Source organism: Gardnerella bretellae (assembly GCF_048545135.1).
Lineage (GTDB): Bacteria > Actinomycetota > Actinomycetes > Actinomycetales > Bifidobacteriaceae > Bifidobacterium > Bifidobacterium greenwoodii.
On the sequence record NZ_JBKQXU010000009.1, the window covers coordinates 1 to 11,528 of the forward strand.

Consider the following 11,528-nt stretch of genomic DNA (forward strand, 5'->3'; position numbering starts at 1 on the left):
TATCTCGCATTTGGAGGGTTTTGGGTTGTGTATCGCTTCAAACGTGAGGTATTTATCTCGTGTTTGGAGCGCGCAGGTCGTCTAGTCTTGCGTCTCTTGCGACTCTTTAGACTCCGCCTCAGTATTTGCGTGCTTATTTAGCATAAAACGCGCACGCCTTGCATCTCGCTTCGCCTTCTTTTCGGCGAGATCTTTCTTATTCATCTCAATTGCGCGCTCATAAATTTTAAGCAGCTCAAGCGCTTGACTCTTAAAATCGTTATTCTTCGAATACTCAAGCACATTCGCCTTAAGCTGAGCCTGCTCAGCCTCGCTCATATTCAAAACCTTGCTAAAAACCGCCTTAAAATCTTCGCGAGTATCCCACTGATACCCGTTTTGGCCGCTAATAATCTGGTTTTCGTTCGGCACATCGTGCTTCACAAGCGCAAACAGTCCGGAAGCCATTGCTTCGAGCATAGAAAGCGAGTGCATTTCGGAAAGCGAGGCGGTTGTGTAGTAGTCCATCGCGTGCAAATACTTTGGAATTTCCGTGTGCGAAATAGGTCCGAGAAGGCAGATTCTGTCGTCAAAACCGTTAGAGGCTACGCGCTCGCGCAACGATTCTAAATCTGGGCCGCCGCCAATCACAAATAATCGCGCTTTTTCGCGAGGAAAATCGCAATACATAAAGTTGTCAATAAGCTCAGAAATATTTTTCTCTGCACCAATTCTGCCTACGAAAACGAAAAGCTTAGTCGAATCCGAAACGCCGTATTTTTCGCGGAAAGATTTGCGGAAGGCAAGTCGTTCAGGCGTTGGCAAAAACTGCTTGTATTCCACGGCATTGTTGAGCACAACAACTTTTTTATCTACCTTCTGACGGTCAATATAAGCCTGCGCTTTAGCCGACATACTCGTAATAATTGTGGCATTTTTCGAGAATCGCATAAAATATTTCGCCGAAAGGTTGCGCGAAAACTCAGTAAAATGCTTCAAACCAATGTAAAACAGGAATTTATCGTATTCTGTGTGAAGTGTGTAAATAACAGGAATATGCTCTTTTTTCGCAACTTCCAAGCCGATTTCGCCAATTCCGAATTCGTTTTGAATATGAATAACATCCGGCTTGAATTTAAGCGGCAGCTGCTTTCGCATGTGGCCAATCGGAAGCGCCACGCGATACTTGTAAAGCTTTTTTAGCAAGATTCCAGGCACATAGACGACGCCGTCTTCAAGCTTGGTTTTGCGCTGTTTTTCGGAGCCGACCGTGACCACAAGCACCTCGTGACCAAGCTCTTCATACATTTTTTTGAGCATGTAGGACTGTGTTGCTACGCCATTTATGTACGGTGGATACGTTTCGGTAAAAATAGCGATTTTCAAAGTTTCCTCCGGTTGCATACATGCATGCGTAGCGTCAATATTGCGCAAGTATCTTGTGTACTCAATTCGCGTACTCAATTGGTGTATTCAATTGTGCCACACGTGGTGAATTTTAGGGTGATTTTAGGGTGATTTTAGCGTGATTTTTCGCGATTTTTGGCTTATTTTATCGGCGAACTGTAACGTTTACGCTTACTTTAGCCCCATTTTCGAGCGTATGTTTAACCGTGCAACCCCTGGAAATATGACGCTCCATGCGCTCTTTAAGCGCGGCCGCATCTTCCTCGCTCAGCGCAGGTTTTGCCGAAGTTGTATCGAGCGTAACGTCTTCTTGAAAACGCAAGTACGCTCCTTCTTCCGCATCATACGTGCCGTTTACCACGACTCGCGCTCCAGCACCCTCGCCAACCGCCTGCTCAGCCGCATACTGGCTGCTAAGGGCGGTGCAACCGGCCAAAGCAATCTGCATCAGCTCAACAGGGTTAAACATGCCTTCGCCGCGGCCAAACTTAAGGCTCGTGCCGTCCTCGCTTTTTGCTTCCCAAGTGCCGTCTTCGTTGCGTTCTACCCATAATCTTCTAGACATTTTTGCTCCTTTGCTACTGTTTGTTCTAACTATTTTACGCTAGATTGTTACCGCCACGACAGCACGATTCTTACCGTGCAATTGTTACCATTGAATCATGGCTTTAACAGAAGAAGAACTCGCCGCAATTCGCGCGCGCATCCCACAAAAACCGATTTCCAGCATCCCAACTCCTTACGAGGATTTAGTGCGAAAAATCCTTACGGAAGGCACTTTAAAATCAGATCGCACCGGCACTGGCACAATCTCACTTTTTGGCCAGCAAATCCGCTTCGATATTAGTAAATACTTCCCGCTTATCACCACAAAAACCGTGTTTTTCAAAGGACTTGCGTACGAATTGCTTTGGTTCCTTAAAGGCTCGAGCAACGTGCGCTGGTTGCAAGAAAATGGCGTTCATATTTGGGACGAGTGGGCGGACGAAAACGGTGATTTAGGCCCGGTTTACGGCGTTCAGTGGAGGAGTTGGCCTGCTCCTACCGCGGAAAATCCAAATCGCACAATTGACCAAATCGCGAATGTGCTGGATCTTATGAAAAATCACCCGGATTCTCGCCGAATGATTGTTAGCGCTTGGAATCCTGCGGAAGTTGAGCATATGGCGTTGCCACCTTGCCACTCGCTTTTCCAATTCTATGTTGCCGACGGCAAGCTTTCGTGCCAGCTTTACCAGCGCTCGTGCGACATGTTCCTCGGCGTGCCGTTTAACATTGCGTCTTACTCGCTTTTGACGATGATGATGGCTCAGCAGGCAGGTTTGGAGCCTGGCGAGTTTGTGTGGACGGGCGGCGATTGCCATATTTACGACAATCACGTTGAGCAGGTGCTTGAGCAGCTTTCGCGTGAGCCATACCCGTATCCGCAGCTTGAAATTCGTAAAGCGGATTCGATTTTTGACTACGATTACAGCGATTTTAAGGTTGTTGATTACCAGCATCATCCGACGATTAAAGCGCCGGTTGCGGTGTGATAATTGCGAATTATTTTGCGTGATTGAGCTTGATTGAGCTTGATTTGGCTTGATTTGGCTTGATTTAGTTTTTAGGGGGCGAAAATGGAAAGTAGCGTAAGTGCGCTGAATAATTTTCCGGTGCGACTTATTTGGGGCGAGGCTTTCGGTTTGGACGGCAAGCCCGGTGCGATGGGCGTGAACGGCGGCATGCCGTGGCGACTTTCCCCGGATTTGCGCTATTTTAAGGCGATGACAATCGGCTGCCCTGTGATTATGGGCCGCGGTACGTGGGATGCAACGCCTCCGAAATTCCGTCCGCTGCCTGGTCGCGAAAATATTGTGGTTACGCATAATCCTGATTTTGTGGCAGATGGAGCGCGTAGTTTTACTAGCATTGACGCAGCTTTGGATTACGCGCGCGAATGGCTGGAAAATAAGGAAGCGCTGGAAAATAAGGAAAGCGAATCTCAAGACTTGTCTCAAGATTCCCCTCAGGACTCGCCTCAAGACGGCCCCGCAATCTGGGTTATTGGTGGCGCTGCGATTTTGCGCGAAATGCTTGCGAATTATCACGCGGACGCGGCTTACGTCACGCAAATCGAAGCGAAAGTTGCGGCAGACACCTTTGCTCCGAATATCCATGAGCTAGTTGACTCCGGAAAATGGCGTGTTGCGCGCGAAGGCGAGTTTGAGGAAGCGCCGCTTAAAGTTGGTAGCGAAAGCAATCCTGCACGATACCGGTTTATGGTATATGCGCCTTTGCAGTAAACGAAATTGCAAAATAAAAAATCGCAAAATAAACGAAAAACCCAAAAATAAACGAGACAGAAAAATAAACGAGACAGCAAAATAAACGAGGAAGCATGACTGAAGAATCAAGCAAAATCAAGGTCGACGCGCGTCACCCATACACTGTTATGACGGTTTGCACTGGCAATATTTGCCGCTCGCCAATGGCAGAAATTGTGTTGCGCAACGAGTTTCAGTTGAGGGGATTGGGCGACGTTGTTGCAGTGCGTTCCAGCGGAGTTAGCGACGAAGAGTACGGAAATCCGATTGACCGTCGCGCACAGCGTGAGCTTACGAAACGTGGGTATAGGATTCCTGCGTCGCATTTTGCGCATCGAATTGATGCGGATGAGATTGCGGAAACGAACCTGTTTTTGCCGATGACGGCTTCGCACATGCACTCGCTTTTGCGCCTTCTTCCTGCACAAAAGCGCGATCTTGTGCACATGTATCGCGCGTTTGATCCGGAGCTTCCTAAGCCGCAGCCTGGTCGCGAGATGATGCTCGATTTGGCAGATCCGTGGTACGGTGGCCCGCACGAGTTTGAAGTTGCGATGGATCAGGTTGAACAGTGCGCGCCTTACATAGTCGATTGGGTTGCTGCTCGCATTGAGAGGGCTAACTAAACTAAGTGCTCCAAACGTGCGCAACTTTTCCCGCTTTTGGAGTGTTATTGCCTTTGTATCGCTCCAAATGTGAGATAAATTTCCCGCATTTGGAGGGTTTGGTCTGGTTATTTGCTCCAAACGTGCGCAACTTTCCTCATGTTTGCGAATATATTTGCGGACATAGTTTGGGTATAATTTATAGGTATAGTTTTGTAAGTATCAATTACTGCTCTGCTACTTTTACTTGGGAGGATTTATGGCAGGTTTGGCTGTTGAAGACGTGCGCGCTCGCGTGCAAGACGCTTGGAATGATGTAGTTTCCGTGTTGAATAAGAAGATTTCACTTGCTGCGGTTTCGGCTAAGGGTATTGCCGGCGAGCATATGCAAAAGTCCGCGCAATACGTGGCTGGGGTATTGCGTGGTGTTGGTATTGACGCGCGCGTTGAGCAGTCCACGAATCCGGACGGCACTCCGGGAGCTTTCGAAGTGGTCGGCTCGCGCATCGTAAACCCAAGCGCGCCAACGGTTTTGCTGTACGCACATCACGATGTGCAGCCAGTTCCAGACCCATCCGAGTGGAACACAAACCCATTTGAAGGCACAGAGCGCGACGGTCGTCTTTACGGCCGCGGATCTGCCGACGACGGCGGCGGAATCGCAATCCACTACGGAGCTTTGCGCGCACTAAGCGACGATTTGCGCGTAAATATTAAGGTTTTCATCGAAGGCGAAGAAGAAATGGGCTCGCCAAGCTTCATTCCTTTCATAGAGTCGCATAAAGCCGAGTTTGAATCAGACGTAATCATCGTGGCTGACTCCGGCAACTGGTCCGCCGAAATACCAAGTCTCACAACGAGTTTGCGCGGAAATACCGACGTGGACGTAAAAGTTAAAGTGCTCGGCCATCAAGTACATTCCGGCCAGTTCGGCGGCCCAATTTTGGACGCTTACACTCTCGCTTCCATGCTTATTGCCTCACTTTATAACAAGGATGGCGACTTGGCAGTGCCTGGAATTGAAGCAGAGGAGCCGGTCGGCGGTTTGCAGCGCGATTTAGACGAGTCGCAAGTGCGTGCCGACGCTTCCGTAGTTGATTCTTATAAGCTCGCCGGAACTGGTTCTCTCGCCGCTCGCATGTGGACGAAGCCGAGCTTGACGGTAATCGGCATGGACGCGCACCCAGTTGAGGGCAGTTTTAATGTTATTGCGCACGAAACTAAGTTGCGTCTTTCGCTTCGTACCGCGCCTTCGCAGCGTCCGGAAGAAGCGCAAAAAGCGCTGTGCGACTTCTTGGTATCTCACGCGCCTTTTGGTGCGGAAGTTACTGTAGAGCCGATTGATAACGGCATGGGTTGGGCAATGGATCCGGATGCTGTGGCAACAAAGGATGCGCTCGCTTCTATGCGTGATGCTTTTGGCGTGGAGCCGGTAAATAAGGGCGAGGGTGGCTCGATTCCGTTTATTCCAGAGCTTCAGCGCATATTCCCGAAAGCGCAAGTGCTTGTGACTGGTCCGGAAGACCCTAAGTCTAATGCGCACAGCCCGAACGAGTCGATTTCGCTTTCTGGATTGCGCGGAAATATTGTTACCGAAGCGCTGCTTTTGGATCGATTGGCTGAGTAATCTCGTTTCTACGTTGCGCTTATGCGTCTAGTCTGTTGAGTAATCTGCAAACATGACATGGAATCCATTTGCAAAGAAAACAGCTGCTAACGAAGCTAGCGTCGGCGCGTCTGCTCAGCAGAAATCAGACGAAAAATCAGACGAAAAATCAGCCGTGAAATCCCGCGAAAAAAACGCGCCAACTCCTAAGCGCAACGCGGCTCAAGCGCAAAATCTTCGTCCGCTTGTTCCAGCCGATCGCAAGGCCAGTGCAAAGCAGGCTCGCGCTAGAATCAGGCAGCGCGAAAATATCCAATACGAAGCAATGCGTACGGGTGATTTGGCGCATATGCCAAAGGTTGAGCAGCTTCCGTGGCGCGTATATATTCGCGATTACGTGGACGCGCGCTTTAACATCGGCGAGTTTTTCGTGCCGTTTGCAATTGTGATTATGATATGCCTGTTTGCGCTTTCGCGGTTTGTGATTGTGTACATTGCGCTCGCTGTGCTGCTGTACACGTATCTTTTTGCTTCCGTGATCGACATGTTTATTATGTGGCGAAAGTTGCGTAAGGAGCTTGTGCGTCGTTATGGCGATGTTGCGGTGTCGAAGCAGTCGCGTTCCGGCATGTATGCTTGGAGCCGTGCGATGCAGATGCGTCGCTGGCGTTTGCCGAAACCAAGTTCGCCAAAGCGCGGAAATTGGCCGAAGTAAGCTGAACTCAAGCTGAAGTCAAGCGAAAATAAGCAATATAGTAAGCGAAAGTAAGCAATATAGTAATCGCAAATTTATTAATATTTGCACAACCTACTATTATTATTTTGAATACTCAAAATAACGCGAATATCATGGGGTAGACGCATGGCACAAGGTAAATCACAAGACAAATCGCATAGCACGAATCAGTCGGGAAATAAATCCGCAAATAAGTCCGGAAATAAGATGGGCATGCAGGGCATGTTTTCGCAGATTATCCGCATTTATAAGTACACGCATCCTGACGATAAGCAGCTTCCGCTGTGGCTGTCTGTGGCGTTTGCAGCACCAATAGTTGTGGCTATTGTGCTTGGTTTGCTGCTGCGCTGGTCGATTTTTGCGTGGATTATGATGATTGTTACAGCGGTGATGGTTGGTTTGCTGCTGTTTACGGTTGTACTTACGAAGCGCGCGGATAAGGTTGGTTACGCGAAGTTGGAAGGTCGCCCGGGTGCGGCGGCTGGCATCGTTTCGGCTATTAACAAGGGCGGATTTACCTTCCCGCAGCAGCCGGTGTGGGTTGATCCTCGCACGAAGGACGCGATTTGGCGCGGAACCGGTTTTAACGGAATCTTCCTAGTTGGCGAGGGCAATTACGAGCGCTTGATGCACGCGATGGACCGCCAGGAGCACGCTATTAGAAGCGTTACGGCGGGATCTAATATACCTGTATACCGTATGGCTGTTGGCAATGGCGAAAACCAGGTGAAGCTTAAGGAATTGCGCGGAAAAGTGTTGCGCGCCAAGACTTTGCAGCCGTCGAATCACAAGTTTGCGCTGCTTAATAAGATTCACCCAAACCGCCGATTCTTCCTTACTAAGACGGAGCTGGCGATTTTGAACGAGCGCTTGCGCACTCTGCAAAGCAAGAGCGGATTTGGAATTCCGAAGGGGATTGATCCGACGCGTCCGCAGCGCATAAGCCGTCGTGCGATGCGCGGTAAGTAAATTTTGGTGTTTTAACGTCTTGTTGTGATGCATTGCTCCAAACGTGCGCAACTTTTCTCGCGTTTGGAGGGTTATCTGTGTCATTTTGCTCCAAACGTGGGGTATTTTTCTCGCGTTTGGAGGGTTATCTGTGTCATTTTGCTCCAAATGTGAGGGACTTTTCTCGCGTTTGGAGGGCTGGCGTCGGCACAGTGCCGTACAATCGTCAATCGACACGGGTGCTTTGTGTTGGTGCGTTACTGCGCGCAGCAGAGCTGAGAGAAAACCGCTTGAACGTGAATCCGGGTAATACCGGCGCACGGAAGTCAGTTTTTCCCGTGCCTGATAGTTGTTGCAATGTTTCGTTGTAACGCAAAATATTGCATTGCGCACAATGTAACGCATTGCAACGCAGAATAAGAAAGGCACATTTTTATGTCAGAAGAAAATTATCAGTCCAACATGCAGTGGCGTGTTGCAGACATCGCAGTTGCTTCCGTAATTGGCGTTGTTTCTGCTTTTATTTATTGGGTTGTTGCCATTTTTAGTGAGGTTCCATGGACTGCGCTAAACAGCATTCTTCCAGGTTTTGCAGGTCTTATTAACGGTCTTTGGCTCTTCGCTGCTCCTTTGGCAGCAGTAATCGTGCGTAAGCCGGGTGCTGCTATTTACGCTGAAGTCGTAGCTGGCGTGCTCGAAGCTTTGATGGGCAATCAGTGGGGCGGTGCTGAAACCTTCGCTATTGCAGTGGTTCAGGGTCTGTTTGCTGAAATTGCGTTCATTATTTTCGCTTACAAGAAGTGGAATTTGAACACAATGATTCTTTCCGGCGCATTGACTGGCATTGGTTGCTGGGGTTACACCTTCCTCGGTAAGTTGCAGGCTGTTAGCGTATTCGGCAAGTATGGTCTTCCATACTTCGTAAGCACCGTGGTTTCCGGCATTGTGATTGCTGGTATTTTGATGTGGTTCTTGTATGTGGGAATCGCTAAGACCGGCGCGTTGGATCAGTTTGCTTCCGGTCGCGAAATCCGCGAAAAATAGCGAATAACGTATTCGCAAAAATTAAAAATCTATCATTGCCATAAAGGATTTACTATGCCTGATGCTGTTAAATCGCAAGAATCTGAAACTTTCCTTCCATCAGCTTCAAGCGATTGCAATAGTGACAGCAGCGCTAATAACGCTAATAACGCTAGTAAAGCTAATAACGCTGAGCTTCGTTTTGAGCATTGGGGTTATCGTCATGCTTCCCGTCGCGCTTTTGCTGTGCGCGGGTTGGACCTCACGATTAAGGCGGGTCAGCGTGTGTTGCTGCTGGGTGCGTCAGGCATTGGTAAATCCACGATTTTAAGCGGTGCGGCAGGTCTTATTGGCAATGATTTTGTGGCGAAAAGTAGCGCTAAAGATAGCGCTAAAGATAGCGCTACTAAATCCTCCGCAAATACTTCTAAATCTTCCGCAAATATTTCTGATACTTCCGCAAAATCCCATCAAACCACTCTTGTCGAAGATGCCGATGGTGGCGTGAGTGAGGGTTGCGTTTTGGTTGACGGCGTGCCGGTTCGACGTGCGCGAGGCAAGGTTGGGCTTGTTTTGCAAGATCCGGATGCGCAGGCGATTTTCCAGCGTTTGGGAGATAACGTTGCGTTCGGTCCGGAAAATATGAACGTTCCGCGCGAAGAGATTTGGGATCGTGTGCGCGAAAGTCTTAAAAAAGTTGGGTTGGATGGCTTGCAGTTGCATCGTTCAACTTCGCATCTAAGCGGCGGTCAGATGCAGCGTTTGGCTCTTGCGGGCGCTCTTGCGATGCAGCCGAGTGTTCTGCTTTTGGACGAGCCAACTGCGAATTTGGATCCGGACGGCACGCAGCAGATTGTGGGCGCTGTGCGCGCGGTTTTGGATTCGACGCATGCCACGATGGTGCTTGTTGAGCATCATGCTGAGCCGTGGATTGACATGATTGATCGCGTGGTTGTGCTTGGGCTTGAGAATGATGAAACTTCTCGCGATGAGACTGCTCAACGTGAGACTTCTACTGAAACCGTTCACGACGAAACCGTTCACGACGACGATATTGCGCGCGCGGCTTCATCTCGCACGGTGATTGTGGCGGATGGCACGCCGGACGAGGTGTTTAATCGCACCGATTTGGACTTTGAAGATTTGGGTATTTGGCTTCCGGAGCGCTACAAGAAAAACGTAAAATCTTCTGCAAATGAATCTTCCGTAAGTAAATCTTCCGAAAAATCTTATTCCGAAAGTAAATCTTCTTCAAAATCTTCCTCAAACTGCAATCCAGCAGAAGGCTGCGGAGAAGTTCTGCTTTCTACGAAGGATCTCGCAATCAGCCATAGCAGCGAGCCTATTGCGCGTCACATCAATCTTGAGTTCAGAGCCGGGCAGATTACGGCTTTGGTCGGCGCGAACGGCACTGGAAAATCAACGCTTTCGCTAACTTTGGCGGGTCTTTTGCCGGCTGTAAGCGGCGAGGTTGTGGCGAGCGAGGCTCTTGCTAAAGGTGCGAACGGCGCGAATCCAATGAAGTGGAAGTCGCCGGATTTGGCGAAGCGAATTTCGTATGTTTTCCAAAATCCGGAGCATCAGTTTGCGTGCGGTTCGGTGCTGGACGAGGTTATGCTGGGCCCGCTTCGCACGGGAGTGCCGGAGGATGAGGCGCGTGCGAAGGCTCAGGAGCTGTTGAAGCGATTCCGTTTGGCGCGCTATGCGAAGGCGAATCCGTACACGCTTTCTGGCGGCGAAAAGCGTAGATTGACTGTGGCAGCTTCGCTTGCTGCGGCTCCGCGCGTGCTGATTTTGGACGAGCCAACTTTTGGTCAGGATCGCAAAACTTGGCTGCAAATTATTCGCTTGATTGCAAGCCTTCGCAGCGAGGGTGTGAGCATTATTGTGGTGACGCATGATCGTGAGCTGGTTGAGGCGTTGGGCGCGCGCTTGGTGGAGCTTGTGCCGGATGCGAAAACTGAAGCTGCTGAAGCTGCGGAAGGTGCGGAAGGTGCAGTGAGCGCAGAATCTGCCGAATCTTCCGAAGCTCTTTCCGCCACCACCGGCGCAACCGACATTTCGCGAATCAAAGTGAGTGCCGTCAACAATCGCAGCGAAAAGCCGAAACTTTCCAGCCGTTCGCCGCTTATTGCGTCGATGAATCCGGTATTTCGTATTTTTGGAGCGTTCGCGGCTTCGATTCCGCTGATTTTTACGCTTGATTGCGTGTCGGCTTCTGTGGCGCTGGTGCTGGAATTTGCGATTTTTGCGTGCATCAAACTTACTCCTTGGCGTGTGATTCGCCTTTCGTGGCCTGTGTGGGTGGGTGCGCCGACTTCCGCGCTCACCGTGCTGCTATACGGCAAAAGTGGCGGAAATACTTGGTTCCAGTGGTGGCTTATGCATGCTACGGACCGATCGGCGATGCTGGCCGTTGCAACCTCGCTTAGGATTTTGGCGATTGGTATTCCGTCGATTGTGATGGTGATTGGCATGGACGCAACCGATTTGGCGGATGCTTTTAGCCAGGTGATGCATTTGCCGGACCGATTTGTGTACGGCGGTTTGGCGGGAATTAGGCTTTTTGGCGTGCTGCAGGATGATTGGGCGGCGCTGACGGCGTCGAGGCGTTCGCGCGGGCTTGGCGATGAGCATCGCGTGAGGGCGTTCTTCCCGCAGTCGTTTGCGCTGCTTGTGCTTTCGATTCGGCGTTCGACGACGCTCGCCACGGCTATGGAAGCGCGCGGTTTTGGGGGAGTTGGGGCGCGTTCGCACGCTCGCGTGAGCAGTGTGCATGCGCGCGATTGGTGGATTTTGGTTGTTTGCGCGATTGTGCCGCTGGTTTCGGTGGCGTCGGCGCTTTACTTCGGTACTTTCGCTTTCCTTGGCGGTGTGTGATACTAGCGCTCCAAATGTGGGGAATTTATCTCGCGTTT

Annotated in this window: 10 protein-coding genes; 8 read left to right on the forward strand and 2 right to left on the reverse strand. The window is 50.2% G+C overall.

The genetic code is table 11. From position 1 onward, the window contains the following. Positions 1–81: 81 nt before the first annotated feature. Together ACJV7B_RS06005 and ACJV7B_RS06010 are read right to left on the reverse strand one after the other, a co-directional pair. Positions 82–1,365 carry a glycosyltransferase gene (locus tag ACJV7B_RS06005; protein WP_472850105.1) on the reverse strand — a complete coding sequence of 428 codons (1,284 nt, stop codon included), beginning with the start codon at positions 1,363–1,365 and terminating at the stop codon, positions 82–84. Between the two features lie 166 nt (positions 1,366–1,531). Further along, positions 1,532–1,951 (reverse strand): OsmC family protein, encoded by a 420-nt coding sequence (locus tag ACJV7B_RS06010; protein WP_410314611.1) that lies wholly within the window; start codon positions 1,949–1,951, stop codon positions 1,532–1,534. A 97-nt stretch (positions 1,952–2,048) separates the two neighbouring features. On the opposite strand from ACJV7B_RS06010, the gene ACJV7B_RS06015 reads away from it, so the two are divergent. The 8 genes from ACJV7B_RS06015 (at position 2,049) to ACJV7B_RS06050 (ending at position 11,490) form a co-directional block, all read left to right on the forward strand. Next, complete coding sequence (locus ACJV7B_RS06015) at positions 2,049–2,921, forward strand: thymidylate synthase (protein ID WP_116793839.1); 873 nt, start codon at positions 2,049–2,051, stop codon at positions 2,919–2,921. Between the two features lie 84 nt (positions 2,922–3,005). Next, positions 3,006–3,671 (forward strand): dihydrofolate reductase, encoded by a 666-nt coding sequence (locus ACJV7B_RS06020; protein WP_419389207.1) that lies wholly within the window; start codon positions 3,006–3,008, stop codon positions 3,669–3,671. A gap of 95 nt (positions 3,672–3,766) precedes the next feature. Beyond that, positions 3,767–4,318, forward strand: a complete 552-nt coding sequence (locus tag ACJV7B_RS06025) for a low molecular weight protein-tyrosine-phosphatase (RefSeq protein WP_375169036.1) — start codon at positions 3,767–3,769, stop codon at positions 4,316–4,318. A 238-nt stretch (positions 4,319–4,556) separates the two neighbouring features. Beyond that, positions 4,557–5,924, forward strand: a complete 1,368-nt coding sequence (locus ACJV7B_RS06030) for a dipeptidase (RefSeq protein WP_419389208.1) — start codon at positions 4,557–4,559, stop codon at positions 5,922–5,924. A 52-nt stretch (positions 5,925–5,976) separates the two neighbouring features. After that, positions 5,977–6,618 carry a DUF3043 domain-containing protein gene (locus ACJV7B_RS06035; protein WP_119520558.1) on the forward strand — a complete coding sequence of 214 codons (642 nt, stop codon included), beginning with the start codon at positions 5,977–5,979 and terminating at the stop codon, positions 6,616–6,618. 147 nt (positions 6,619–6,765) lie between these two features. Beyond that, the gene (locus ACJV7B_RS06040) at positions 6,766–7,608 is read left to right on the forward strand and encodes a DUF4191 domain-containing protein (protein WP_205727535.1); all 843 of its coding nucleotides are present in this window, start codon (positions 6,766–6,768) and stop codon (positions 7,606–7,608) included. Between the two features lie 414 nt (positions 7,609–8,022). Further along, the gene (locus tag ACJV7B_RS06045; RefSeq protein ID WP_004137040.1) at positions 8,023–8,631 is read left to right on the forward strand and encodes an ECF transporter S component; all 609 of its coding nucleotides are present in this window, start codon (positions 8,023–8,025) and stop codon (positions 8,629–8,631) included. Positions 8,632–8,685: 54 nt separating this feature from the next. Next, entirely contained in the window at positions 8,686–11,490 is a 2,805-nt protein-coding gene (locus ACJV7B_RS06050) for an ATP-binding cassette domain-containing protein (RefSeq protein WP_419389209.1), read from the forward strand. Positions 11,491–11,528 lie beyond the last annotated feature (38 nt).